General features: G+C 73.9%; 20 protein-coding genes and 1 pseudogene. 9 read left to right on the top strand and 12 right to left on the bottom strand.

From position 1 onward, the window contains the following. The first annotated feature begins 107 nt into the window (after positions 1-107). Positions 108-1,577, top strand: coding sequence for a glycoside hydrolase family 47 protein (locus AB0761_RS31795; protein WP_377272622.1), 1,470 nt, complete (start codon positions 108-110; stop codon positions 1,575-1,577). A gap of 2 nt (positions 1,578-1,579) precedes the next feature. Here the strand turns inward: AB0761_RS31795 and AB0761_RS31790 are convergent, their stop codons facing one another. Next, positions 1,580-3,055 carry a phosphatase PAP2 family protein gene (locus AB0761_RS31790; RefSeq protein WP_377272621.1) on the bottom strand — a complete coding sequence of 492 codons (1,476 nt, stop codon included), beginning with the start codon at positions 3,053-3,055 and terminating at the stop codon, positions 1,580-1,582. A 103-nt stretch (positions 3,056-3,158) separates the two neighbouring features. Beyond that, the gene (locus tag AB0761_RS31785; RefSeq protein ID WP_377272620.1) at positions 3,159-4,514 is read right to left on the bottom strand and encodes an aminotransferase class I/II-fold pyridoxal phosphate-dependent enzyme; all 1,356 of its coding nucleotides are present in this window, start codon (positions 4,512-4,514) and stop codon (positions 3,159-3,161) included. A gap of 34 nt (positions 4,515-4,548) precedes the next feature. Here AB0761_RS31785 and AB0761_RS31780 point away from each other — a divergent pair, with 34 nt between their 5' ends. From AB0761_RS31780 to AB0761_RS31770, 3 genes are all read left to right on the top strand, one after another. Then, positions 4,549-5,217: a pyridoxamine 5'-phosphate oxidase family protein gene (locus AB0761_RS31780; RefSeq protein ID WP_377272619.1), complete on the top strand. Its 669-nt coding sequence runs from the start codon at positions 4,549-4,551 to the stop codon at positions 5,215-5,217. 13 nt (positions 5,218-5,230) lie between these two features. After that, a complete protein-coding gene (locus tag AB0761_RS31775; protein ID WP_377272618.1) occupies positions 5,231-5,887 on the top strand; it encodes an FMN-binding negative transcriptional regulator in 657 nt (218 codons plus the stop codon). 94 nt (positions 5,888-5,981) lie between these two features. Beyond that, the gene (locus AB0761_RS31770; RefSeq protein ID WP_377272617.1) at positions 5,982-7,460 is read left to right on the top strand and encodes a sugar porter family MFS transporter; all 1,479 of its coding nucleotides are present in this window, start codon (positions 5,982-5,984) and stop codon (positions 7,458-7,460) included. A gap of 120 nt (positions 7,461-7,580) precedes the next feature. On the opposite strand, the gene AB0761_RS31765 is transcribed toward AB0761_RS31770, so the two are convergent. Beyond that, entirely contained in the window at positions 7,581-8,084 is a 504-nt protein-coding gene (locus AB0761_RS31765; RefSeq protein WP_377272616.1) for a Clp protease N-terminal domain-containing protein, read from the bottom strand. A 335-nt stretch (positions 8,085-8,419) separates the two neighbouring features. Between AB0761_RS31765 and AB0761_RS31760 the strand changes: the two genes are divergently transcribed. Further along, positions 8,420-9,121: a dienelactone hydrolase family protein gene (locus tag AB0761_RS31760; protein WP_377272615.1), complete on the top strand. Its 702-nt coding sequence runs from the start codon at positions 8,420-8,422 to the stop codon at positions 9,119-9,121. Positions 9,122-9,139: 18 nt separating this feature from the next. Here the strand turns inward: AB0761_RS31760 and AB0761_RS31755 are convergent, their stop codons facing one another. After that, positions 9,140-9,844, bottom strand: coding sequence for a pyridoxal 5'-phosphate synthase (locus tag AB0761_RS31755; RefSeq protein ID WP_377272614.1), 705 nt, complete (start codon positions 9,842-9,844; stop codon positions 9,140-9,142). Positions 9,845-10,064: 220 nt separating this feature from the next. On the opposite strand from AB0761_RS31755, the gene AB0761_RS31750 reads away from it, so the two are divergent. Further along, on the top strand, positions 10,065-10,601 hold the full coding sequence (locus AB0761_RS31750) for an HAD domain-containing protein (RefSeq protein WP_377272613.1): 537 nt from the start codon (positions 10,065-10,067) through the stop codon (positions 10,599-10,601). On the opposite strand, the gene AB0761_RS31745 is transcribed toward AB0761_RS31750, so the two are convergent. From AB0761_RS31745 to AB0761_RS31730, 4 genes are all read right to left on the bottom strand, one after another. Then, positions 10,574-11,167 (bottom strand): PadR family transcriptional regulator, encoded by a 594-nt coding sequence (locus tag AB0761_RS31745; protein WP_377272612.1) that lies wholly within the window; start codon positions 11,165-11,167, stop codon positions 10,574-10,576. The two genes, AB0761_RS31750 and AB0761_RS31745, sit on opposite strands and share 28 nt — an antisense overlap. A gap of 755 nt (positions 11,168-11,922) precedes the next feature. Next, positions 11,923-12,642, bottom strand: coding sequence for a DUF2625 family protein (locus AB0761_RS31740; protein ID WP_377272611.1), 720 nt, complete (start codon positions 12,640-12,642; stop codon positions 11,923-11,925). Positions 12,643-12,910: 268 nt separating this feature from the next. Then, on the bottom strand, positions 12,911-15,301 hold the full coding sequence (locus AB0761_RS31735; RefSeq protein WP_377272610.1) for an ATP-binding cassette domain-containing protein: 2,391 nt from the start codon (positions 15,299-15,301) through the stop codon (positions 12,911-12,913). A gap of 328 nt (positions 15,302-15,629) precedes the next feature. Beyond that, positions 15,630-16,040, bottom strand: coding sequence for a VOC family protein (locus tag AB0761_RS31730; RefSeq protein ID WP_377272609.1), 411 nt, complete (start codon positions 16,038-16,040; stop codon positions 15,630-15,632). 94 nt (positions 16,041-16,134) lie between these two features. Here AB0761_RS31730 and AB0761_RS31725 point away from each other — a divergent pair. Then, positions 16,135-16,260 (top strand): annotated as a pseudogene (locus tag AB0761_RS31725) (oxidoreductase); the annotation flags it as partial. 50 nt (positions 16,261-16,310) lie between these two features. On the opposite strand, the gene AB0761_RS31720 reads toward AB0761_RS31725, so the two are convergent. The 3 genes from AB0761_RS31720 to AB0761_RS31710 all read right to left on the bottom strand — a co-directional run bounded on the left by AB0761_RS31720 (position 16,311) and on the right by AB0761_RS31710 (position 20,160). Further along, positions 16,311-17,699 carry a CoA transferase gene (locus AB0761_RS31720; protein ID WP_377274440.1) on the bottom strand — a complete coding sequence of 463 codons (1,389 nt, stop codon included), beginning with the start codon at positions 17,697-17,699 and terminating at the stop codon, positions 16,311-16,313. 90 nt (positions 17,700-17,789) lie between these two features. Beyond that, the gene (locus AB0761_RS31715) at positions 17,790-18,578 is read right to left on the bottom strand and encodes a CPBP family intramembrane glutamic endopeptidase (RefSeq protein WP_377272608.1); all 789 of its coding nucleotides are present in this window, start codon (positions 18,576-18,578) and stop codon (positions 17,790-17,792) included. A gap of 76 nt (positions 18,579-18,654) precedes the next feature. Continuing rightward, complete coding sequence (locus tag AB0761_RS31710; protein WP_377272607.1) at positions 18,655-20,160, bottom strand: glutamate--cysteine ligase; 1,506 nt, start codon at positions 20,158-20,160, stop codon at positions 18,655-18,657. Between the two features lie 359 nt (positions 20,161-20,519). Between AB0761_RS31710 and AB0761_RS31705 the strand changes: the two genes are divergently transcribed. Beyond that, the gene (locus AB0761_RS31705; RefSeq protein ID WP_377272606.1) at positions 20,520-21,146 is read left to right on the top strand and encodes a hypothetical protein; all 627 of its coding nucleotides are present in this window, start codon (positions 20,520-20,522) and stop codon (positions 21,144-21,146) included. Positions 21,147-21,415: 269 nt separating this feature from the next. Beyond that, positions 21,416-21,613, top strand: coding sequence for a DUF5999 family protein (locus AB0761_RS31700; RefSeq protein ID WP_377272605.1), 198 nt, complete (start codon positions 21,416-21,418; stop codon positions 21,611-21,613). Between the two features lie 146 nt (positions 21,614-21,759). Here the strand turns inward: AB0761_RS31700 and gcvP are convergent, their stop codons facing one another. After that, positions 21,760-24,678, bottom strand: a complete 2,919-nt coding sequence (gene gcvP / locus AB0761_RS31695; RefSeq protein ID WP_377272604.1) for an aminomethyl-transferring glycine dehydrogenase — start codon at positions 24,676-24,678, stop codon at positions 21,760-21,762. Positions 24,679-24,783 lie beyond the last annotated feature (105 nt).

Below are 24,783 nucleotides of genomic sequence, written 5' to 3'. Positions count from 1 at the left end.
GTTCTCCCCGCGGACCCGTGCGGCCCACTGTGGAGCGGTCGGCGGTCTTTTCCGGGCCGCCGACGACCACCCGGCAGGCCGTGCTGCGGCGGTAGCGTCCTACGATCATGCGACTGCTCTCGTCCGCCGCGCTCCGCGCCCGGCTTCCCCGCCGGGCCGTGCTCGGTGCCACCGCGGCCACCGCCCTGGCCACCCTGCAGCCCGCGCGTGCGGCCGCGGCCGCCGCACCGCGGCGGGTGCCGCCCACCGCGCGGCCGGCCCGGGGCGCCGTCCCGTCGGACCCCGAGGTGGCCCGGCAGGTGAAGGCGGAGTTCGTGCACAGCTGGGAGGGGTACAAGCGCAGCGCCTGGGGATACGACGAACTGCGGCCGCTCTCCGCCGGCCACAACGACTTCTATCTGCCCGGCCGCACCTTCGGGCTGTCCATCGTCGAGGCACTGGACACCCTGTATGTGATGGAGCTGGACCATGAGGTGAAGCTGGCCGCCGACTGGATCGAGCAGCACCTGGACCCGGCGCAGGACGGCGACATCCATGTCTTCGAGGCGGTGATCCGGCTGGTCGGCGGGCTGCTGTCCGGCCATCTGTGCACCGGCCGGGCGGAACTGCTCAAGCGTTGCCGCGAGCTGACGGACCGTCTGCTCCCCGCGTTCACCGCCTCGCCCACCGGCATCCCCTACACCCATGTCAATCTGCGCACCGGCGCGGTCTCCGGCACCAACCCCCCGCTCGCCGAGATCGGCAGCAACGTCCTGGAGTTCGGGCTGCTTTCCCAGCTCACCGGCGACAGCCGCTACTACGACGCGGCCAAGCGCGCCTACCGGGCGGTGCTGGAGCGCCGTACGTCGCTGGACCTGCTGGGCACCACCCTCGACACCGAGAGCGGCCGCTGGCTGGACACCGCCTCCGTCGCCCCCAACCCTCCGGTCGACTCCTTCTACGAGTATCTGTGGGCGGGCGGCGAGCTCTTCGCCGACCAGGAGCTGAGCGACTGGTACCGGCTGCTGACCGACGCGGTGCTGCGCAACCAGAGCGAGCGCCGCCACGGCCGCCTGTTGTTCACCCAGGTCGACGCGGAGACCGGCAAGGTGCTCGGGCACGGCCAGTCGGAGCTGGGCTCCTTCTACGCGGGTCTGCTGGGCAAGGGCGGGAACCTGGACCAGGGCGCGGACTACCACCGGACATGGACGGCTCTGCTGGACACCTATCCGCTGCTGCCGGAGGCCGTCGACTTCACCGCACTGCAGGTCACCTCCCCCCGCAACGACCTGCGGCCCGAGTACGCCAACTCCGCCTTCGACCTGTGGCGGCTCACCGGGGATGCCGCGTACAAGCGTTCCGCCTACCGGTACTTCCGCGGCCTGCGCGACCATCTGCGGGTGCCCGGCGGCTACACCGTGGCGGCCGATGTCACCTCCCGCCCGGTGCAGCTGGGCGATCTCACCCCCGGCTACTGGTTCGCGGAGAACCCCAAGTACCTCTATCTGATGTTCGCCGACAGCCCCCGCTTCGACCAGCGCGGCGGGCTGCTCTCCACCGAGGGCAAGATCCTGCGCGGGGCCGTACGCGCCAAGTGACCTCAGGCCGGACGGTAGACGGTCAGCGCCCGCGGCTGCTTCTCCAGCAGCAGCGCGTCCGGGGCGGGCGCGACCTCGCCGTCGTAGGAGAGGTCAGCCACCCCGCCCAGGCCCGAGAGCCGCAGTCGCTGCAACCGGGCCGTCGTGCAGACCCGGGAGCGGCCGAGGGTGCCGGTGATCACCGCGGCGACCAGGCGGGTCCGCGCCAGCGGCCGGCCGCCGTCCACCGCGCGGACGTCCAGCAGCCCGTCGTCGAGCCGCGGCCGGTAGGTGGGCGCGAAGCCCTCGGGCAGATAGGTGCCGTTGCCCGCGAAGAGCAGCCACAGTCGGCGGGGTCTGCCGTTCACCTCCACCGAGTGCGGCTGCGCCGTCCACAGCACCCGCACCAGGCCGAGGGCGACCGCGGGCCACTTGCCCAGCCGGTCCTCCAGGCGCTCCCGGGCGCGGACCAGTTCGGGATACACCCCGATGCTGAAGGTGTTGAGGAAGGACGCGGGAGCGGCGTCCCCACCGTCCAGCGGCCGGGCCGAAGCGAGGTCCACGGCCACCGCCTCGCCCGCGTCCACGGCGTCGGCGCAGGCCTCCAGGGTCTCCACCCCGAGGTCGGCCGCGAAGTGGTTGAGCGTGCCGCCCGGGAAGACCGCCAGCGGCAGACCGGTGCGGGCGGCGATCACCGCGGCCGCGTTCACACTGCCGTCGCCGCCGCACACCCCCAGCGCACCGCCCAGCTCGGCGGCCCGGCGTCCGGCCTTCTCCAGCAGTCCGCCCAGGTCGTCGTCGGGCGTGCAGCGGACGATCTCGGCCGCGGGCAGCAGCTGGCGCAGCCGCTCCGCTGCGTCCGGGGAGCCCAGCGCACCGTTGCCCGCACGGCTGTTGACCACCACCACCAGCCCCTGGCCGCCCGGCAGCGCGGGGGCGGAGGTGCGGGGCCGCGCCGCGGCGGGCCGCCCGGGGCGCAGCGGCCACCAGCGGCAGGTGAGCGCGGCGGCTCCGACGCCGAGGGCGCAGCCCGCCAGGACATCGCCCGGGTAGTGCACCCCCACGTACACCCGGGAGGCGGCCACCGCGGCGGCGACCGGGGCCACCAGGGCGCCGTAGCGGGGGGCCTCCAGGGCGACGCCGGTGGCAAAGGCGGCGGCGGAGGCGGCATGGCCGGAGGGGAAGGAGCTGGTGAGCGGCTGGCGGGAGAGGCGGCGGATCAGCGGCACCGCGTCGACCAGCGGCCGGCCGCGGCGGGTCGCCCACTTGCCCGCCGTGTTGGCGGCCAGCGAGGCGACCGCCAGGGAGCCGACGCCGCGCAGGGCCGCACGGCGGGCACTGCGGCCGCCGGCGGCGCCGAGCAGTGCCGCCGCGCCCATCCACAGCACCCCGTGGTCGGCGGCTCGGCTGAGCCGCGGCAGCACCGGGTGCGCCCGCCGCAGCCGGGCTGCCGCGACGCGGTTGAAGAGACGCCTGTCGAACTCGGTGATCCGCTGCATGCCCTGCGGCTACCCCGGGGTCCCGCCGCCCATGGCCCATGGCGCCGCCCGCCCGTGCATGGTGCGCTGCGCCGCCGGAGACGGCGGGGCGTCAGGCGGGGCGTCAGGCGAGCCGCCCGGTGGGCGCGGTGCGGTGGCTGAGGGCTGCGGCGATGTCGGCGGCGAGGGCGGGGGTGTCCTCGGGGTCGAGGGTGGAGACGGTGATACGGATGCCGGGGGGTGACTCCAGCCGGAAGCGGGCGCCGGGGGCGACCGCCCAGCCGCGCTGGAGCAGCCCGGCGACCGCTGCGGACTCGTCGCGTACCGGGATCCAGATGCTGAGGCCGCTGGCCCCGTGGGCGGGCACCCCCAGCCCGGCGAGCGCGGTCAGCAGGGCGTCGCGCCGCTCGCGGTAGGCGGCGGCGACCCGGGGCGCGGGGGCGGCGCCGGTACGCCACAGCTCGGCGACGGTGCGCTGCAGCAGATGGCTGACCCATCCCGCGCCCAGCCGCTGGCGGCCCAGTACCCGGTCGATGGTGGCGGGGTCGCCCAGCGCGACGGCGAGCCGCAGATCGGGTCCGTACGCCTTGGCCGCGGACCGCACCACGGCCCAGTGGGTGACCAGCGGCTCGCCGCCGGGAGCGGCCGCCAGGGGCTGGTAGGGCTGGTCGACGATGCCGTGGCCGTGGTCGTCCTCGACCAGCAGCACATCCGGGTGGGTGGCCAGGACGGCGCGCAGCTCGGCGGCCCGTCCGGGGGTGAGGGCGGCGCCGGTGGGGTTCTGGGCCCGGCTGGTGACCACCACGGCGCGGGCCCCGGCGGCCAGGGCGCGGGCGACCTGGCCGGGCAGCGGGCCCTCGTCGTCCACGGCGACCGGCAGGGCGCGCAGCCCGAGTGCGGGCACCAGGTCGAGCAGGCTGCCCCAGCCAGGGTCCTCGACGGCGACCGTGTCGCCGGGGCGCAGATGGACGCCGAAGATCCGCTCCATGGCGTCCAGGGAGCCGGACGCGACGGCGAGCCGGCCCTGCGGGGCGCCGTCGGCGCGGAAGGCGGCCTCGGCCAGGTCGAGCAGTACGGGGTCGGCGGCCGGGCAGCCGTAGAGGACGCGGTCGCGGTCCAGGGAGGCGGCGGCCGCTGCGGCGGCCGGGGCGAGCGGTGGCAGCAGTGCGGTGTCGGGGTTGCCGTCGGCGAGGTTGCGGGCGTCGGCGGGGACCTCGACCCGGATCTGGTCGCGGGGCGCCACCGCGGGCCGGGGGCGGATGCGGCTGCCGCGGCGGCCGGCTGTCTCGATGACACCGCGGTCGCGCAGCAGGCGGTAGGCGGCGGCGACCGTGTTGGGGTTGACCTGGAGCTCGCCGGCGAGGTCGCGCAGCGGCGGAAGCGACTGGCCGGGGGCCAACTCGCCTGAGCCCACCGCCCGTTCGACGTCGGCGGCGATCTCCGTGGCGCGACGCCCGCTGATTCGATACTCTCCTAGCACAAAGACGATTATGCACTAGTGCAGAGAGGTTGTCATGTCGGTCGACGGTACCGAAGAGTTCACCCGAGCCCCTCGCACCACCCCCACCCGGTACCGGGAGCGCGCCACCTGGGAGCGCGCAGCCATCCGAGCCATCCTCGACGAGGGCTATCTGTGCCATCTGGGGTTCGTGGTGGACGGCGCCCCCGTGGTGCTGCCCACCCTCTACGCCCGGGTCGGCGACCGGCTGTACATCCACGGCTCCACCGGTAGCCGCCCGCTGCGCAGCGCCGACGCCGACCCCGGCATGCCGGTCTGCCTCACCGTCACCCTGGTGGACGGCCTGGTGCTGACCCGCTCCGCCTTCAACCACTCGGTGAACTTCCGCTCCGTGGTCGCCCATGGCACCGCCCACCGGGTCACCGACCCGCAGGAGCGGGCCGTCGCCCTGGACGCCCTGGTCAACCAGGCCGTACCGGGCCGGGCCGCCGACTGCCGACCCGCCAACGAACGGGAACTGGCCGCCACCGCCGTCGTCCGGCTCGACCTCGACGAGGTCTCCGCCAAGATCCGCGCCGACGGTGCGGACGACGACGAGGAGGACCTGGACCTGCCGTACTGGGCCGGAGTGATCCCGGTGCGCACCGTGCACGACACCCCCGTCCCCGATCCGGCCCTCGCATCGGACCACCCCCTGCCCGGATATCTGGGCGAGCGTCACTGAAGGAGAACCGACCGTGCTCATCCGCTCCTGGGACCGCGGCGAGGAGGCCGAGTGGCGCGCCTGGCTCGCCGCCGGCCACGACTTCGGGACGCTCGCGGCCAACGGCCCCGCCGGCAGCGGCCCCGTGGTGACCCCCACCCACTTCCTGCTGGACGCCGACCGCGGGGAGATCCTGGTGCACCTGGCCGCGCCCAACCCGCTGTGGGAGGCGCTGCGCGCCGACCCGCACGCCACCCTGACCGTCACCGACGACTACGCCTACGCCCCGGGCCACTGGCGGGCAGCCGAGGGCACCCCGCCCGAGCACGGCGTCCCCACCAGCTACTACGCCGCCGTGCAGTTCGAGTGCGCCGCACAGATCCTGGACGACCCCGCGGACAAGGCCGAGCTGCTGCTGCGACAGCTGGCCCACTTCCAGTGCGAGACACCGGTCGCCGCCATCGTCCCCGGCGCCGCGCCCTTCGGCGACCAGCTCCCGGGGCTGCGCGGCCTGCGGCTGACGATTCGCCAGGTCAGGGCGAAGTTCAAGTACGACGACAAGAAGAGCGCCGCCCAGCAGGCCCTGGCGGCCGAGCGGCTCGCCGAACGCGGCCTGCCCCGGGACGCGGACGCCCGGGCCCAGTTGCTGCGCCGCGCAGCCGCCAGGTCCGGGGGCTGCCCGGTGCACTGACGCCCCGCCGGAAGAGCCGGGCCGGGGCACCGCAGACCGAGGTGAATCGCACCATTCTCCGTGATACGTGCGATAAGTCCGCTTTCCTGGTGTCATGGGAGCGGACCATGTCGACCGGCCGAGGCCGGGCGGCTCGCCCCGGCCCCGGGAGCCCACCCTGACCAGCAGCACACATGCGCAGCAGCCCGCCGCGGAGACTCCGCTCGCCCATGTGGTCTTCATCGCCGCCAGCGCGGCCATGGGCGGGTTCCTGTTCGGCTACGACAGCGCGGTGATCAACGGCGCGGTGACCGGCATCAAGTCGCACTTCGCGGTCAGTGACGCCACCACCGCCGCCACCGTCGCCGCCGCACTGCTGGGCTCCGCCGTCGGCGCCGCGGTGGCGGGCTGGCTGGCCGACCGGTTCGGCCGCATCCGCATCATGCAGCTGGCCGCGGTGCTCTTCGCGATCAGCGGAGTGGGCTCGATGTTCCCGCCGGACATCGGCGCGCTGGCCGGCTGGCGGGTGGTCGGAGGCATCGCCATCGGCATCGCCTCGGTGATCGCCCCCGCCTATATCGCGGAGGTTGCCCCCGCCGCCTACCGGGGGCGGCTCGGCTCCTTCCAGCAGCTGGCGATCGTCCTGGGCATCGCCGTCTCCCAGCTGGCCAACTACGCCATCAACCAGGCCGCGGGCGGCAGCTCCAGCGGCAAGCTGGGCGGCATCGAGGCCTGGCGCTGGATGCTGGGCGTGGAGACGATCCCCGCCCTGGTGTACGGCATGATGTCGCTGGCCATCCCGGAGTCCCCCCGCTATCTGATCGCCTCCGGCCGGGAGGCCAGGGCACGCGACGTACTCGCCGAGGTGGAGGGCCCGGGCACCGACCTGGACGCCCGGATCGCCGAGATCCGCTCGGTGATGGCGACCGAGCAGCGGGCCCGGCCGAGCGATCTGACGGGCGGTCGGGGCGGCCTGCTGCCCATCGTCTGGGTCGGCATCGGCGCCTCCGTCTTCCAGCAGTTCGTCGGCATCAATGTGATCTTCTACTACTCGTCGCTGCTGTGGCAGTCGGTCGGCATCAACGAGAGCAGCTCCCTGCTGATCAGCCTGTCCACCTCGATCATCAACATCGTCGGCACCGTGATCGCCATGACGCTGGTCGACCGGATCGGCCGCAAACCGCTGGCGCTGGCCGGCTCCACCGGCATGGCCGCCGCACTGGCCGTGGCCTCATGGGCCTTCTCGTACCGCACCGGCACCGGCCACAGCGCGCACATCCCCAGCGCCCAGGGGACGGTGGCGCTGGTGGCGGCGCACTTCTTCGTGCTCTGCTTCGCCTTCTCCTGGGGCGTGGTGGTGTGGGTGCTGCTCGGCGAGATGTTCCCCAACCGGATCCGCGCCCTGGCGCTGGGCGTTGCCGCCTCCGCCCAGTGGCTCGCCAACTGGGCGATCACCGTCAGCTTCCCGTCGCTCTCCGACTGGAACCTGTCGGCCACCTACGCCGGCTACGCCTGCTTCGCCCTGCTGTCGATCCCGTTCGTGGCCCTGTGCATCCGCGAGACCCGCGGCCGAACCCTGGAATCCATGGGCTGAACCGTGAACCGCTCGACCCGGCGCGTGTGGGGCGGTACCGCCCCTGCCGTGCACCACCGGGGCGACCCGGCCCGGGTCGCGGGCCGGGGGTCGCGGGCCGCGTCGGCCGGTGAGCAGACCCTAGGCGCCGCGGCGGGCCCCCGCGCAGCGGGCCCGCACCGCGATCGGATCGATGCCAGCGGCGAGGAGTATCTGCACGGCCCGGCTGTCCGGGTCCGCGGCCAGCGCCGCCAGCAGCGGCAGCGCTCCGGCAGGCCCGGCCGCCCGCTCCAGGGCCGCGGCTGCGGCCGCGTTGCACAGGGGCTGCGCGGCCGGGTCCCGCTCGGGCCGCCCGTCGGCGGGCCCGCGGCCCGGGGTGCGCTGCTCGGCGGTGCCCCGCCACTCACGGCCGAAGCCGATGCTGCGCTGCACCAGATAGCCCATCAGCCGGGCGGCCTGGTGCGGCAGTGGAGCCGCGGCGGCGAGCGCCTCGGGGTCGGACTCCAGCAGCGAGTGGAGCAGATGGCCGGTGTCGACCTCCTCGTCGCCGGCGCGGGCGGCTCTGCGGCGCGCCGCGGCCACCACTGAGCGCAGGGCGGTGGGCAGCTCTGGTGCCGGGGTGGTGCAAATGAAGTCTGGCTGCACGTATCCACCACATCACTCGGCCACGGGCACGGTCGTCCTCTCGGGGGACCGTCCCGGGATCCACCGGGAGGAGGGCCGACGCGGGACGCGCTCCTCCGTGGGGAGGAGGCCGACCCTGACGGGAACGCATGGAGCAGTCTGCTGCGCATGGTGACGGTGCGTCAACCCATGGATACCATCGCCGTACTGGCGTACGCCGGCGCGGACGGGCGGCCCGCTGCCACCCGAAGGGGTCAGCGTGGTGGCGCGCGGGACGGGCAGCGGGCTAATACCATCGTCGGCGCGGGTCGACCCGCCCCGCGTGCCGTGCACATGCCGTCCCTGAGGAGGGGCAAATGGCCGACCCGGGTGGTTCCCGGCAGAACGTCACCTTCCCGAGCAACGGCGGCGAGGCGCACGGCTATCTCGCGGTGCCGCCCTCCGGCTCCGGCCCCGGTCTGGTGGTCGTCCAGGAGTGGTGGGGGCTGACCTCGCACATCGCGGAGATGGCCGACCGGTTCGCCGCGGAGGGCTTCACCGTGCTGGCACCGGACCTCTTCGGCGGCGCCACCACCCACGACCGCGAGGAGGCCCAGCGGCTCATGCAGCAGCTGCCGGTGGAGCGGGCGGCCAGGGATCTGCGCGGGGCGGTGGACTTCCTGCTGGCGCACCCCGCGGCCACCGGGGACGCGGTGGGCACGGTGGGCTTCTGCATGGGCGGCGGGTTCGCCCTGGTGCTGGCCGCCCAGGAGGGCGACCGGGTGGCCGCGGCGGTCCCCTTCTACGGACTGCCGGACACTCCCGGCTTCGACTACCGCGGGCTGACCGCCGAGGTGCTCGGCCACTACGCCGAGCAGGACCGCAGGATCTCCATGGCCGAGGTGGACGAGGCCGCCGCGCGGATCGAGGCCGCCTCCGGCCGCAAACCGGAGATCCACTTCTATCCGGCCGGCCATGCCTTCATGAACGACGAGAACCTGCTGGGCACCCATGACCCGGAGCAGGCCGGTATCGCCTGGCGGCGCACCCTGGCCTTTCTGCGCGGTGTGCTGGACTGAGCCCGGGCAGGGCCGGCGTCAGGGCCACAGCAGGCCGCGCCGCCAGCTGGTGTCGGGGTTGCGGGTGTAGGCGAGCCGGATGTGCCGGCCGTCGCGGGCGCCCTGCCAGAACTCCACCTCGTCGGCGAGCACCGCATAGAGGGTGTGGCCGGCCGCGACCGTCAGCGGATCCCGCTCCAGTACCTCCGCGGCCTCCCGCCAGGCCTCGGCCAACTCCTCGGAGCCGCCCAGGCGTTCACTCTGCCGACCGACCAGGACCCCGGTACGCGCTCCCGGGCTGCGCAGCCGGAAGTCGGCGGCGGCCCGCCCGGCGTCAGCGGTGCGCACCTGCCCGCGCAGCCGCACCTGGCGGCCCAGCGGCGGCCAGTAGACCGTGAGCGCCGCCCAGGGGGTGGCCGCGAGCTGGCGGCCCTTGGGGCTGTCCGCGTCGGCGGCGAACCACCAGGCGCCGCGCTCCACGTCCACATCGCGCAGCACCAGCACCCGGGCGTCCGGGCGCCCGTCGGCATCCACCGTGCTCAGGGTGACCACCTGGGCGTCGGGCACGCCCGCCCGGACCGCCCCCAGCAGCCACTCCACAAAGAGCGGGCCGGGCTCTGCGGGCACCTGGCCGGTGTCGAAGGAGGGCAGCTCCCGGGCCATCGGCGGCCGCTCCCGCAGGAGGTCCGCGAGCGGCACCGCCGTACGACCACCGGATCCGGGCCCCGCCGCCGTGTCCTCCACCCGCCGCCTCCTTGAACCGCGCCGCGCCCCGCCCGCCCCGGACGGGCAGCCCAGGAGGTCGCTTCGCCGCCCATACTGCCGCACACCACGGCAGCGCGCCGGGCGGCCGCAGGACGCCCCGCACCGGGGTGTGCGCCCCGCCCGGTCCCCCGTGCGCCGCAACCGCGCCCCGCCCCTGGGCCGTCCAACGCTGGGAAGGTGCACACGGACGGGGGACGGGATGGCCAAACCACTGCTCTACCTGGACATCGACGGGGTGCTCAATCCGGCACGCCCCGACCCGTACGACGGCTTCGACGCGCACACCCTGCTCGGATACACGGTGCTGCTCTCCGCCGGCCACGGCCGCTGGCTGCGGGAGCTCGCAGTCTGCTACGAGCTGGTGTGGGCCACCACCTGGGAGGACGACGCCAACCTCCACATCGCACCGCTGCTCGGCCTGCCGGTGCTGCCCGTGGTGCGGCTGAGCGGGTACCGACCGCAGCCGGGGGACCCCCGGGTGCCGCTGATGGAGCTCTTCTCGGCGCGCAAATGGGCGCCGATCCTGCGGCACGCCGCAGGGCGGCCGTTCGCCTGGCTCGACGATGTCATCCCGCCGCGGCTGGTGCGCCGCTCCTGGCTGCGGCGCGACCGGCTGCTGCTGCGGGTGGACCCCCAGGAGGGGCTGAGCCGGTGGCATGTGGACCGGCTGCTGGCCCGGCCGCCGGCGGCCGGGCTGCTCGGCCTGGGTCAGTCCTCCTCGGCGAGGATCAGATAGAGCTTCTTGCGGGCCTCGGCGATGACCGCCCCGGCCTTGGTGCGCTGCTCGGGGCTGCCGGCCGTCATCACCTGGCGGAACGCCTCCAGGAGGCCCCCCACCGACTTGCGCGCGTCATGCAGCGCATCCCAGTCCACATCGGGTCCGGCGGCCTCCTGCCACGGGGCCTCGGCGCCGGCCTCGGCCTCGGCCCGGCCGCTGTCGGTGAGCTCGAAGAGCCGCTTGCCGCTGCTTTCCTGACTGCTGATCAGCCCCTCCTCCTCCAGCATCTGGAGGGTGGGGTAGACCGAGCCGGGGCTGGGACGCCAGGCACCAGAGGTGCGCTCGGCGATCTCCTGGATCATCTCGTAGCCGTGCATGGGGCGCTCCCTGAGCAGCGCCAGCAGCGAGGCGCGGACATTGCCGCGCCGGGCGCGCCCGCCGTGCCGGCCGCGGCCGCGCGGGCCGAACCCGAAGGGCCCGCCGCCGGGCCCGCCGAACGGGGGCGGGAAGGGCCCGAAGGCCAGGCGCCCCGGACGGTCGGGGCGGTGGAGGTGGCTGGGGTCGAAGGGGAATCCGGGTCGCATGGCGATCGCCGCCTTTCCGGCTCTCGTACGGTCAGCGTTGCATCTCGATGACTCGACGATATATCGGTAACTGTCGCCGGTCAATGAACTTCCCGCCCCCTCGCCCGCTGTCCCTGCCCCGAACCTTGGCCTGGCGCACCACTGACAGCTGACGGTCGACAACTCTCTGTCACTGCGGATCGGCCGATGACCACAGGGACGCCGGAGACGGCGGCGGGTGCGTTCAGCGATGCGGCGTCAACCGCCTTCGACCTGGGCCTTGGATGAGGACACGGTGCGTCGTCGGGTGCCGCTGGAAGGCTGGGAAGTCCGGTTCGAGCACGTGCAGCCGGTTCACGGCCCCCGGTGGGCGATGGCAGGCAAGGCTTCGCGGGCCGGTACTGCTTCGATGACGGTCGCGGTCTCGACGGCGACAAGCCGGGCTGAAGCGGGGCCAACTGCTGCTGTTGGACCGCGATCCGCAGATGGCCGGGACCGCCTCGCAGCGCGTCCGGCTGCACCGGCGAGAGGGTCGGCGCGCGCGTCGGCACGCTCCGGAATGCTTCGGCCGCCTCGATGACGGCCGCGGCCGGGCCGTCGACGCCCAGGCCTGGGAGGACCGGACGAGCACAGCCGGCAGGCGTTCGAGGCCACCCGACGGGCCTGTGAGGCGGTGGACCGACTGTCAGCGGCTGGGCAGGCCGCGCCCGAGGCTGGCGGCGAACGTCCGGTAGCCGGGTCGAAGCACCGGGCCACCGACGCCGGACTGAGGCGACTCACACCTCGCCGAGGAACCCGGGACCGCACGGGCCCATCTGTCCGGCGACATCAGCTGCCACCCCGAGGACCTCACGCATCGGGACCGCCCGTCGACTCGTGGCCGCGAGATCCGCATGAGCCTCCTCGGACCACAGGAACGGAAAGACGGCGATCCCCTGCGAGGGTGCCAGGGCGGCGGCCTCCTCACGCCAGCCAGGCCAGCGCAGCCCGTCACAGAACGCCTCCAGGCCACCCGAGAGCACCCAGGTGACCCACACGGAGTGGCCCATCTCCAACGCCTCCCACGCGAGCGTGTCGGGAGCGAAGTAGGTCATCTGTCCTGGCGCCCCGGGGCGACCCGTTGCGGCCGGGTCATGGCCGTTCAGCGCGAAGACCCCACCCACGACGTCGTGGCCGACGACGAGACCGGACGCGGGATTCCAACCGGGATCGAAGGCCGCAGGAAATCCGTTGACCTGCCCCAGGCTCGGCAGCGTCCCGGTTGAGCCACCACCGAACACCCGCAGCCACCCGTCGTCCAGGAGCAACCCCCCGGTGTTCAGGGCCAAGGCACCCAGCACGGACCGGGCTGTGACCTGCATCTGCACGAGGCATCGGCGCCCCTCTTCGCGGTCGGCGGGCAGCAACTCCACGGGCACGGAACTTGCCGCAAGCATTCCCTCGAGCTCCGGCCACGCCGGATCGTCCACCCCGGCCAGCTCGTCGATCTCACGCATCCGAGGATGATCGCACCGCTTCGCTGCGGGTGGGGGCGCGGGGCGGGGCACGGCTGCTTCCGGCGCCGACCGGGCATCGGGCATTCCACGCGCGCGGCGCGGGCCAGGCAGGCCCGTGCCGCGGCGGACCGCGCGGAAACGTCCGGTCCAAGGGGGGAGCCGGCCCGGCCCTGAGCCGGGCGCGGCCGGGGCCTGTGCGGGCCGGCTCCCCTCGGTGACGGACGCTCAGCCGATCCCGACCACCACCGCGGCGGCGCCAGGACTCCGGTCAGGCACCGACGTAGGCCGCCAGGTGCTCGCCGGTGAGGGTGGAGCGGGCGGCGACCAGGTCGGCGGGGGTGCCCTCGAAGACGATCCGGCCGCCGTCGTGGCCCGCGCCGGGGCCGAGGTCGATGATCCAGTCCGCGTGCGCCATGACGGCCTGGTGGTGCTCGACCACGATGACCGACTTGCCGGAGTCGACGAGCCGGTCCAGCAGGCCCAGCAGCTGCTCCACATCGGCGAGATGCAGGCCCGCGGTCGGCTCGTCGAGGACGTAGACGCCGCCCTTCTCAGCCATGTGGGTGGCCAGCTTGAGCCGCTGCCGCTCGCCGCCGGACAGCGTGGTGAGCGGCTGTCCGATCGTCAGGTAGCCGAGCCCGACGTCGGCGAGCCGCTCCAGAATGCGGTGCGCGGCCGGGGTGTGCGCCTCCCCGGAGCCGAAGAACTCCTCGGCCTCGGTCACCGACATCGCCAGTACCTCGCTGATGTCACGGCCGCCGAGGTGGTAGTCCAGCACCGCTGCCTGGAACCGCTTCCCCTCGCACTCCTCGCAGGTGGTGGCGACGCCGGCCATCATCGCCAGGTCGGTGTAGACCACCCCGGCGCCGTTGCAGGTGGGGCAGGCGCCCTCGGAGTTGGCGCTGAACAGCGCCGGCTTCACATCGTTGGCCTTCGCGAACGCCTTGCGGATCGGGTCGAGCAGCCCGGTGTACGTCGCCGGGTTGCTCCGCCTGGACCCGCGGATCGCGCTCTGGTCCACCGACACCACACCCGCACCGGCGGGGATCGACCCGTGCACCAGCGAACTCTTGCCGGAGCCGGCGACCCCGGTGACGACGGTGAGCACCCCGAGCGGGATGTCGACGTCGACGTCGCGCAGGTTGTGGGTGCTCGCGCCGCGGACCGGAAGCACACCGTCGGGCTTGCGCACGGTCTCCTTGAGCGAGGCCCGGTCGTCGAAGTGACGGCCGGTGACGGTGCCGCCTGTGCGCAGCCCCTCGACGGTGCCCTCGAAGCAGACGGTGCCACCGGCGGTACCCGCGCCGGGGCCGAGGTCGACGACATGGTCGGCGATGGCGATCGTCTCCGGCTTGTGCTCCACCACCAGCACCGTGTTGCCCTTGTCCCGCAGGCGCAGCAGCAGGCCGTTCATCCGCTGGATGTCATGGGGGTGCAGGCCCGTGGTGGGCTCGTCGAAGACATAGGTGGTGTCGGTCAGCGGGGAGCCGAGGTGGCGGATCATCTTGACGCGCTGCGCCTCACCGCCCGACAGCGTGCCCGACGGACGCTCCAGGGAGAGATAGCCGAGGCCGATTTCCACGAACGACTCAAGGGTGTGCAGCAGCTTGGCCAGCAGCGGCGCCACCGACGGCTCCTCCAGGGCGCGGACCCAGTCGGCCAGATCGCTGATCTGCATCGCGCAGGCGTCGGCGATGCTGAGCTTGTTGACCCTGGAGGACCGGGCCCCCTCGCTGAGCCGGGTGCCCTCGCACTCGGGGCAGGTGGTGAAGGTGACCGCCCGCTCCACGAAAGCCCGGATGTGCGGCTGCAGCGCCTCCTTGTCCTTGGACAGGAACGACTTCTGGATCTTGGGGATCAGCCCCTCGTAGGTGAGGTTGACACCCTCGACCTTCACCTTGGTCGGCTCCCGGTGGAGGAAGTCCTGCATCTCCTTCGCGGTGAACTCGCGGATCGGCTTGTCGGGGTCCAGCAGGCCCGACTCGGCGTAGACCCGCACGGTCCAGAAGCTGTCGGACTTCCAGCCGGGGATGGTGAACGCGCCCTCCGCGAGCGACTTGGAGTCGTCGTAGAGCTGGGTGAGGTCGATGTCGGAGACGCTGCCGCGGCCTTCGCAGCGCGTGCACATGCCGCCGGTGCGGGTGAACGTCGCCTTCACCGCCTTCTTGGCGCCGCGCTCGACGGTGATCGCGCCGCTCGCCCGCACCGAGGGCACATTGAAGGCGAACGCGCTGGGCGGGCCGATGTGCGGCTCACCCAGCCGGCTGAAGAGGATCCGCAGCATCGCGTTGGCGTCGGTGGCGGTGCCGACGGTGGATCGGGGATCGGCCCCCATCCGCTGCTGGTCGACGGTGATCACGGTGGTCAGCCCCTCGAGGACGTCCACCTCGGGCCGCGCCAGAGTCGGCATGAAGCCCTGCACGAAGGCGCTGTAGGTCTCGTTGATCAGCCGCTGCGACTCCGCGGCGATGGTGTTGAACACCAGCGAGCTCTTGCCCGAGCCGGAGACACCGGTGAACACCGTCAGCCGCCGCTTGGGGATCTCGATGCTGACGTCCTTGAGGTTGTTCTCGCGCGCACCGTGCACGCGGATCAGGTCGTGGCTGTCGGCAACGTGCGGCGCGGACGACTGCGTGTCCGTCCTCGTGGCCTTGCTCATCGTCTCTCCATCTGTCGGGCGGGGCCGCCTTCGCGGTCCCCCTCGGCGTCGCCCGGCTCGGCCGGACCGGTCGAGGCGTCCGGTCCTCCCCCGCGTGGGCGCGGTCGCGGCAGCGTCCCCTGTCTACCTCATCGGTGCGACAACCGGGCTCATCGGTGCGACAACCGGGATGCCGCAACCGGTGTCCGCGTCACTCCGGGCGGTGCAGCCCCGGGCCCCGGCCGCGCGGCACCGGCGGCCGCCGGGCGGGGCGCCACCCGCACCGCAGGTGGCCGCCTTCGCGGTGCCCGCCCCCGGCGGCGGGTCGGGGCTGCGGCCGCCGGGCGGCTCAGCGGAGCTCGTTGATGCGGATCAGGTTGCCCGCAGGATCGCGGAAGGCGCAGTCGCGGATGCCGTACGGCTGCACCGTCGGCTCCTGGACGACCTCGGCACCACCGGCCTGCAGCCGCGCGAAAACGCCGTCGAGGTCGGCGGCGGCCAGGGTGAGGCGGGCGTAGCTGCCCTTGGCCATCATCGCGACGACGGTGCGGCGCTCGTCCTCGGTGACGGCCGGATCGGCGGCCGGCGGCTCCAGGACGATGGACGTGCCCGGCCGGCCGGCGGGGCCCACCGTGATCCAGCGCATCGCGCCGGACCCGACGTCGTTGCGGACCTCGAAGCCGAGGGCGTCGCGGTAGAAGGCCAGGGAGGCGTCCGGGTCGTGGTGCGGGAGGAAGGTCCAGTGAATGCTGATGTCCATGGCCGTCAGGCTAGGCGCGGCCCGGCGACCGGCGCTTCTCCGATCCTGACCGGTCCGGTCGCCCTCCGGTGACGCGCCCGGGGATCCCGGCCGTCGCCCGGGCCGGACCGCCCTCACCGGCCTGCAGGCCTCCGCCCGCTCCAGGCTGGTCCGCACCCGGCTGCTGGGCGACCGGGGGCTGCTCTCCGGTCATGCGGTCACCGTGCTCGACGGCACCCTGCAGCCCTTCGAGGGCCGAGCCGCCCCCGGCCGCCGAGCTGCGGGCGCGGCTCAGCGCCACCCGGGAGCGGCGGAGCCCCAGGGCGTCACGGGCTGCGCCCAGTCACGGGGGCCGCCGTCGAGGGCGACCGGCGGCAGGGCGTAGCGGATCCGCCCCAGCGGTGTGTCCGCTTCGGCGAGGTGGGGCCCGGCGTCCAGGGCGGGACCCTGGGTGCGGGACCCGGTACGGGGCTGGCGCAGCAGCCAGGCGGCGGTCTGCGCCAGGGAGAGCCGGGCGATCCGGCCGCCGCCCTCGGCGGCCTTGCCGGTCCGGGCCCGCAGTACCGCGGCGGCCAGCAGATACCCGGTGCCGTGGTCCAGGGCCTGGACGGGCAGCGCGCCGGGGGTGCCGTCCGGCGCGGCCTGCAGCCGGGCGATGCCGGTGGCGGTCTGCACCAGGCTGTCGAAGCCGCGCCGTCCCGCCCACGGCCCGGCCTCGCTCCAGGCGCTGACCGTGGCGACGGTCAGCTGCGGGTGCCGTTCCAGCAGTGCGTCCGGGGCGAGGCCGTGACGGTCCAGCGCACCGGGCCGGTAGCCGGTGACCACGGCGTCGGCGCCCTCCATCAGCTCCTCCAGGCGCTCCCGGTCCGCGCGGTGCTCCAGGTCCAGCAGTGCGGAGCGCTTGCCGAAGCCGGTGTCCAGGTGCTGCTCGGGGATCTCGGGCAGCCGGGGGCTGTCGATCCGCAGGACGTCGGCGCCCAGCAGGCCGAGGGTGCGGGTGCCCACCGGCCCGGCGATCACCCGGGTGAGGTCCAGCACCCGCATCCCGGCGGCCGGGAGCAGCGGCCCGCTCTGCGGCAGCGGGCCCAGCACGGCGGGGGGTGCGTCCCCGACCCGGTCCAGCCGCAGCAGCGGCATCGCCGCCACCGCGGCGCCCTGCGGATGGCCGGCCCACTCCCGCGGCTCCCGGACGCCGACGGCCAGCCCGCCCGCCGCGGTGACCCGGGCCGCGGTCACCTCGGCGGGCTGCGCGGCGACGGCCGCGGCGACCGCCCGGGCGAGGTCGTCCCCGGGGCTGTCGGGCACCTCCAGGGCCGCGAGCAGCCGCTCGCGGTGGTGGGGGTAGTTGGCGTGGGTGCGGACCCACCCGTCGGCGGCGGGCCAGAAGCGGGACAACGGCGCCCAGGTGTCCCAGGCGGCGCCGTCGGCCCGCAGCTGCCGCTCGCTGGCGAACGCGGTCGCCACAGCGGCGGCGTCGACCGTGGCCGCCGGCGGGGCGGCGGGGTGTCCGGTGCGCACCGCGGCGAGTTCGGCGGCGGCCAGTGCGGCGGCGCCGACGCTCGCCGCGGCCAGCGCGGCGACCGGCAGCCCGGCGGGCAGCAGCCCCTCCGGCCCGGTCCAGCGGATACGCTCCACGGACGACGGCTCCCCGCCCAGCCGCGCCCACGCCTGGTCGAGCATCGCCCGCGCCTGCGTCTGCTCCCGCACCGCCGTCCCTGCCTCCGTCCGCACCCGCCTCCGTCCGTACCGCCCGGCTGACCGCAGAAGCGGTCACCCGGTGGGAAGCCACCCCACATGCCCCGCCAGAGCGGTGTAGCCCACAAACGCCACCGTGTCGATCAGGGCGTGCGCCACCAGCAGCGGCATCACCCGCCCCCAGCGGCGGTAGAGCAGGCAGAAGACCACACCCATCACCACATTGCCGGCGAAGCCGCCGACGCCCTGGTAGAGGTGGTAGGAGCCGCGCAGCAGCGAGCTGGCGACCAGCGCGGCCGGCCAGGACCAGCCGAGCTGGGCGAGGCGGCGCAGCAGATAGCCCACCACGATGACCTCCTCCACCATGGCGTTCTGCCAGGCGGAGGCCACCAGGACGGGGATGCGCCACCACACGTCGGGCAGCGAGGACGGCACCACGGTGAGGTTGGCCCCCGAGGCGCGGGCAGCCAGGTACAGGGCGAGCCCGGAGCCGCCGATCAGCGCGGCCACCGCCGTACCGCGCCGCAGGTCGGACCAGCGGTGGGCGAGGTCCAGGCCCAGTGCCCGCACCGAGGACCCCTCCCGCAGCAGCAGATGCGCGACCAGGGCGACGGGTACCAGGGCGGTGCCGATGTCGAACAGCTGCCACGCCAGGTCGAGCCAGGGACGGCCGGGCGCCAGCGAGCCGTTGAGGGTCGCGGTCTGCTGCTTGAGCGCGGCGCGGCGGGTGAGCGACCCGATGAAGCTGATCAGCGCGCTCAGGCCGCTGGCACCCAGCGACAGGGCCAGCACGATGACCAGTTCCTGACCGAGCAGCCGCCGGGGGACCGCGGGAGCCTGCGCGGTGTCTTCGATGGTGGTCAAGGGGGCTCCAACAGACACAGAGGGGCCGGGCAGATCATCATTCCACAGCCGTTGACGCCCCCCGCACCCCGCCGGTTCAGCCCACCGGCCAGGTGTGCACCGGCTCGCCGCTGCGCATGTACTCCATGTACCGCCGGGTCATCGCCGCCAGCGCCGACGCCCGGTCCTGCCCGTAGCGGTCCCGGAAGTGGTGGAAGGTCGCGCTCTGCCAGGCGGCGCCGTTGGTCCGCAGCCGGCAGCGGGCCTCCACGATGCCCAGGTAGCGGTCCCGGTCCGCGGCCTCCACCCCCCAGGCGTCCAGCCCCTGCGCGGCCAGCGGCAGCAGCTCCTCCAGCACCAGCTCCACCGCCGGCACCCGCACCGGCGGCCCCAGCCGCCCCCCGCGCCCCGCCTTCGGCCAGTGCAGCACGGCGTCGATGCCCGCCCGCGCCGCGGCATGGAAGTTCTCCGACGCCAGCGCGAACGGCAGCCGCGTCCACACCGGTCGCTGCTGCTCCGCCAGTGAACGCACCAGGCCGTAGTAGAACGCCGTGTTGGCGAGGGTGTCGGCAACCGTCGGCCCGGCCGGCAGCACCCGGTTCTCCACCCTGAGGTGCGGCATCCCGTCGGCGACGTCGTAGACGGGGCGGTTCCAGCGGTAGATGGTGCCGTTGTGCAGCCGCAGTTCGGCCAGGTGCGGCACCCCGCCGGACGCCAGCACCTTCACCGGGTCCTCGTCGTCGCAGATCGGCAGCAGCGACGGGAAGTAGCGGACGTTCTCCTCGAAGAGCTCCAGCGCCGAGTCCACCCACCGCTCGCCGAACCAGGTGATCGGCCGCACCCCCTGCGCCTTCAGCTCCTCCGGGCGGGTGTCGCAGGCCTGCTCGAACAGCACCGGCCGGGTCTCGCGCCACAGCTCCCGGCCGAACAGGAACGGCGAGTTGGCGCCCACCGCCACCTGGGCGCCGGACAGCGCCTGCGCCGCGTTCCACACCGCGGGGAACCGCTCGGGCGTCACCTGCAGATGGAGCTGCAGCGAGGTGCAGGCGGCCTCCGCGACGATCGACGCCGACTCCACCTCCAACCGCTCCACCCCGTCGATGTCCAACGCGATGTCCTCGCCGCGGGCGGCCAGTATCTGGTCGTTGAGCAGGCTGTAGCGGTCATTGCGCGACATGTTGTCCAGCACCGCGTGATCGTTGGTCAGCGTGGGCAGCACCCCCACCATCACGATCCGCGCGCCCACCTCGGCCGCCTTGCGGTCCGCGTAGCGCAGCCCGGTGTCGATCTCCTCGCGCAGCTCCTCGAAGACCCGGCCGCCCAGCCGGTGCGGCGCGATGTTCACCTCGATGTTGAACTGCCCCAGCTCGGTCTGGAAGTCCGGGCTGGCGATCGCCTGCAGCACCTGCTCGTTGCGCATCACCGGCAGGCCCTGGTCGTCGGCGAGGTTGAGTTCGATCTCCAGACCCATGACGGCCCGCGGACGGTCGAACCGCTTCTCCCGCAGCATCCGCTCCAGCGCCTCCAGGCAGGTCCTGAGCTTTCTGCGGTAGAGCTGCCGGTCGGACAGGTCGGAACCAGTGGCCGCGACCTTCTCGCCCATGGGCGCCATCCCTCCTCGCTGCACCGTGCCTGCATCATGCCCAGGCCGAATGATCGATAGCCGGGCCGTCGGGCTGCGGCGGGACACCTTTCCGTCCCCCGGCGGATCACACCACCCGACCTGCCCGGTACGCGTGAGATCCGCTGATCCGGGAACAAAGGGCAGGGACGTCCTCTTGCGCCGGGCCCCGGTCCGCCATACAAGAGTCACTGCCGGAAGTCTCCGCCCGCGCCCCGGCCCCGGCCCGCCCGGCCTCCCAGGCCCGCCCGCCGCCGCCGGCGCACCGCTGCTCGCCCGGCACCGAACGGCAACCCTCGCTCAGCGCCTGCACGCCGATCTCTACCGGAGAGGCGACCCACATGACCTTGCAGCTCCCCCAGCCTCCCGACGGAGCGCTGCGCTCCGTCCTCACCGCCCTTGTCTCACCCACCGCGCTGCGGCACGTCACCACGCCGGCGCTGCGGACGCCCGACACGGCACATCCACCCGTGCCCCAGCACCCGCTGGCCGTCCATCTGCTGCGGCCCGGCGTGGCGCTGGCGGCGGCGCCCCGCACCGGCTGGCGGTTCCTGATCAGCTGCGGGGACGAGGTGGTCGCTGCGGCGGAGACCCAGGAGACGGCGGACGGCCACGCCTTCTCGCACTTCGCCGAGGGGCCGTACCTGGTGGCGACGCTGCGCGCACTGCAGCAGGCACGCCGCGCCGCTGCCGGCTCGGCCGGGCCGTACGAGCCGCGGCTGCTGTCCGTGCCGTCGCTGTACACCGCCGCGCTGTGGCTGCACGCGCTGCGGCCCGGCGGCACCGATCTGCTGATCCCGCTGGCCCCGGCACCGCTGGGCATCGCGGCGCACCGCGTCTACCCGGCCGGGGAGCTGCTGCGTCTGTTCCGCCGGGCGGTCTCTCCCCCGCGCAGGGCGCCACCGGTGTGCCGCCCGCAGACCCGGACGCCCTCACCGTCGCGGGGCGGTGAGGTGGCTCCGGTCTGACCCGGACGGGCGGGGGCAGCATGGCCCCAAACGGGGGGCGGCGCGCATCCAAGGCATCCGAACGGGTGATCTCAGGGGGCTGCACTGTGGTGCATGTCACCAAACGGCTGCGGGACGGTCCCCGGATGCAGACACTGGGAACCAGCGCGGAAAGTGAGTTGTCCTACCCCGTGAGCGGACGGCTCACACCTCGCCGGGAGAGTGATTCCCGGTACCTGGCGGCGAACCTCCGCGCGGCGACCGGAAACCTGCGAAGCGAGGGTACGACAATGTGCCAGCACCGACCCCAGTGCCCATCGGCCGACTCGCCGGACCGCGAAGCGGCCCGACCCGTTGCCTGCCACCCCGAGCAGGGCTGGAGCCTGCTGTGCAACGGCGTCCTGGTCTTCGACGACACCGGTGAGCTGCTCCCCGACGGCCGGGTGATCGCGCCTCACCGCTCGCTGGCCGTCGTCGGCGCGGCCTGAAGCCCCCCGGGGGCACGAGGGGGCGGCGCACCGCCCACCCCGCACTCCGGCCAGGGGCGCGGAGCGCCACGCTCGGCCCGCTACCGAAGTAGCAGGCTCCGCATGGCACTCCGCGCCCCTGGTGTGCGCCGTGCGCCCTGCCCTGCTCAGACTCCGTAGGAGTCCATCGGCGGGCAGGAGCAGACCAGGTTGCGGTCGCCGAAGGCGCCGTCGATCCTGCGCACCGGCGGCCAGTACTTGTCCGCCGGGTTGACACCCTGCGGGAAGACCGCCTCCTGGCGCCCGTACGCGTGCGCCCACTCCCCGGTCAGCGCCGCCGCGGTGTGCGGGGCGTTGCACAGCGGGTTGTCCTCGGCCGGCCACTCACCCGCGCCGACCTTCTCGATCTCCGCACGGATGGCGATCATCGCCTCGCAGAACCGGTCGAGTTCGACCAGGTCCTCGCTCTCGGTCGGCTCGATCATCAGCGTCCCGGCCACCGGGAACGACATGGTCGGCGCGTGGAACCCGTAGTCGATCAGGCGCTTGGCCACATCGTCCACCGACACCCCGGTCGCCTTGGTCAGCGGCCGCAGGTCGATGATGCACTCGTGCGCCACCAGCCCGCCGGGGCCGGTGTAGAGCACCGGGTAGTACGGTGCGAGCCGCTTGGCGACATAGTTGGCGCTGAGCACCGCGACCTGGGTCGCGCGGCGCAGACCCTCACCGCCCATCAGCCGCACATAGGCCCAGGAGATCGGCAGGATCGCGGCGGAGCCCCAGGGCGCCGCCGAGATCGGGCCGACCCCGCTCTCCGGACCGGCCTGCGGCTGCAGCGGGTGGTTGGGCAGGTACGGCGCCAGGTGGGCGCGCACCGCCACCGGGCCCACCCCGGGGCCGCCGCCGCCGTGCGGGATGCAGAAGGTCTTGTGCAGGTTCAGGTGCGAGACGTCCGCGCCGAACCGGCCCGGCTTGGCCAGGCCCACCAGCGCGTTGAGGTTGGCACCGTCCACGTACACCTGGCCGCCCGCGTCGTGCACGGTGGCGCAGATGTCGGTGATGTTGTCCTCGAAGACACCGTGCGTCGAGGGGTAGGTGACCATCAGCACAGCCAGCGCATCACGGTGCAGCTCGATCTTGGCATGCAGGTCGGCCACGTCCACGTCGCCGTCGGCGCCGGTCTTCACCACCACCACACGCATACCGGCCATCACCGCGGAGGCGGCGTTGGTGCCGTGCGCGGACGACGGGATCAGGCACACGTCGCGCTGCTGCTGCCCGTTGGCGCGATGGTACGCACGCACGGCCAGCAGGCCCGCCAGCTCGCCCTGGGAGCCCGCGTTGGGCTGCAGGGAGACCGCGTCGTAACCGGTGACCTCGGCTAGGCGCTGCTCCAGCTCACGGATCAGGGTGAGGTAGCCGTCCGCCTGCTCCACCGGCGCGAAGGGGTGGATCTGGCCGAACTCCGGCCAGGTGATCGGCTCCATCTCGGTGGTGGCGTTGAGCTTCATGGTGCACGAGCCCAGCGGGATCATGCCGCGGTCCAGCGCGTAGTCGCGGTCCGCCAGCCGCCGCAGGTACCGCAGCATCCCGGTCTCCGAGCGGTGGCTGTGGAACACCGGGTGGGTCAGATACTCGTCGGTGCGCAGCAGCGCCTCCGGCAGCACCTCGCCCGCGGCCGTGTCCAGCGCGTCCGCGTCGCCGGCGGTCACACCGAAGGCGGCCCACACCGCGGCGAGCTGCTCACGGCCGGTGGTCTCGTCGCAGGCGATGCCGACCAGGTCGGCGTCGACCAGACGCAGGTTGACCCCGCCCTCGCGGGCGGCGGCGACCACCTCGGCGGCCCGGCCCGGGACCCGGGCGGTCACGGTGTCAAAGAACGCCCCGTGCACCACCTCGACGCCACCGGAACGCAGCCCCTGCGCGAGCACCGCCGCATAGCGGTGGGTACGGCGGGCGATGTCGGCCAGGCCGTCGGGGCCGTGGTAGACCGCGTACATCGACGCCATCACCGCGAGCAGCACCTGAGCGGTGCAGATGTTGCTGGTGGCCTTCTCCCGGCGGATGTGCTGCTCACGGGTCTGCAGCGCCAGCCGGTAGGCGCGGTTGCCGTCGGCGTCCACCGAGACGCCGACCAGGCGGCCGGGCAGGCTGCGGGCGTACTCGGCGCGGACCGCCATGTAGCCCGCGTGCGGGCCGCCGAAGCCCATGGGGACACCGAAGCGCTGGGTGGTGCCCACCGCGATGTCGGCGCCCAGCTCACCCGGGGAGGTCAGCAGGGTGAGCGCCAGCAGGTCGGCGGCGACGGTGACCACCGCGCCCAGCCCGTGGGCCTGCTCGATCACAGGAGCAAGATCACGGACGACGCCAGAGGCGCCGGGGTACTGCAGCAGCACACCGAAGACACCGCGCTCGGCGGCCTCCGCGGGGATGCCCGCGGAGAGGTCGGCGACGACCACCTCGACGCCGGTGGGCTCGGCGCGGGTCTCGATCACGGCGATGGTCTGCGGCAGGGTGTCCGCGTCCACCAGGAAGACGCCGTTCTTCACCTTGCCCATGCGGCGCGAGAGCGCCATGGCCTCGGCGGCGGCGGTTCCCTCGTCGAGCAGCGAGGCACCGGAGGTGGGCAGGCCGGTGAGGTCGGCGACCACGGTCTGGAAGTTCAGCAGCGCCTCCAGCCGGCCCTGCGAGATCTCCGGCTGGTAGGGGGTGTAGGCGGTGTACCACGCCGGGTTCTCCAGCACATTGCGCAGGATCACCGGCGGGGTGAAGGTGCCGTGGTAGCCCAGCCCGATCATCGGCGCCAGCACCTGGTTGCGCCCCGCCAGCTCACGCAGCTCGGCGAGCACCTGGGGCTCCGAGCGCGCCCCGGGCAGGTCCAGCCCCTGCAGACTGCGGATGGCCTCGGGGACGGCGGCGGCGGTCAGCTCGTCCAGCGAGCCGAAGCCGACGTGGGCCAGCATCTTGTCCTGCTCGGCCCGGTCCGGGCCGATGTGGCGGTTCTCGAAGGGGCTGGCCTGCTCCAGCTGGGCAAGGCTGGCCACGGTCGCCACACGGGGGCTCCCGATCGTCTGGTCGGCATTCATGGCGCTTGAGGCCTCCTGGTCACGGACCGGTGGGGGCTCGCACAATCGGGACGCCGGCGTCCCACGGGGCCGGCGGCCCGGGCGTACGTACCCGGACGGCCTCCC

It is taken from the genome of Peterkaempfera podocarpi, assembly GCF_042466665.1.
GTDB lineage: Bacteria > Actinomycetota > Actinomycetes > Streptomycetales > Streptomycetaceae > Peterkaempfera > Peterkaempfera podocarpi.
The sequence above is the reverse complement of the archived record's forward strand: the minus strand, read 5'-3'. Positions and strand labels throughout refer to the sequence as shown.

Coding starts and splice junctions, on each gene's coding strand:
- AB0761_RS31700 (WP_377272605.1), top strand. CDS start 21,416: ATGTGCCAGCACCGACCCCAGTGCCCATCGGCCGACTCGCCGGACCGC.
- AB0761_RS31795 (WP_377272622.1), top strand. CDS start 108: ATGCGACTGCTCTCGTCCGCCGCGCTCCGCGCCCGGCTTCCCCGCCGG.
- AB0761_RS31740 (WP_377272611.1), bottom strand. CDS start 12,642: ATGCGTGAGATCGACGAGCTGGCCGGGGTGGACGATCCGGCGTGGCCG.
- AB0761_RS31760 (WP_377272615.1), top strand. CDS start 8,420: ATGGCCGACCCGGGTGGTTCCCGGCAGAACGTCACCTTCCCGAGCAAC.
- AB0761_RS31710 (WP_377272607.1), bottom strand. CDS start 20,160: ATGGGCGAGAAGGTCGCGGCCACTGGTTCCGACCTGTCCGACCGGCAG.
- AB0761_RS31750 (WP_377272613.1), top strand. CDS start 10,065: ATGGCCAAACCACTGCTCTACCTGGACATCGACGGGGTGCTCAATCCG.
- AB0761_RS31730 (WP_377272609.1), bottom strand. CDS start 16,040: ATGGACATCAGCATTCACTGGACCTTCCTCCCGCACCACGACCCGGAC.
- AB0761_RS31770 (WP_377272617.1), top strand. CDS start 5,982: ATGGGAGCGGACCATGTCGACCGGCCGAGGCCGGGCGGCTCGCCCCGG.
- gcvP (WP_377272604.1), bottom strand. CDS start 24,678: ATGAATGCCGACCAGACGATCGGGAGCCCCCGTGTGGCGACCGTGGCC.
- AB0761_RS31780 (WP_377272619.1), top strand. CDS start 4,549: ATGTCGGTCGACGGTACCGAAGAGTTCACCCGAGCCCCTCGCACCACC.
- AB0761_RS31720 (WP_377274440.1), bottom strand. CDS start 17,699: ATGCTCGACCAGGCGTGGGCGCGGCTGGGCGGGGAGCCGTCGTCCGTG.
- AB0761_RS31790 (WP_377272621.1), bottom strand. CDS start 3,055: ATGCAGCGGATCACCGAGTTCGACAGGCGTCTCTTCAACCGCGTCGCG.
- AB0761_RS31705 (WP_377272606.1), top strand. CDS start 20,520: ATGACCTTGCAGCTCCCCCAGCCTCCCGACGGAGCGCTGCGCTCCGTC.
- AB0761_RS31745 (WP_377272612.1), bottom strand. CDS start 11,167: ATGCGACCCGGATTCCCCTTCGACCCCAGCCACCTCCACCGCCCCGAC.
- AB0761_RS31735 (WP_377272610.1), bottom strand. CDS start 15,301: ATGAGCAAGGCCACGAGGACGGACACGCAGTCGTCCGCGCCGCACGTT.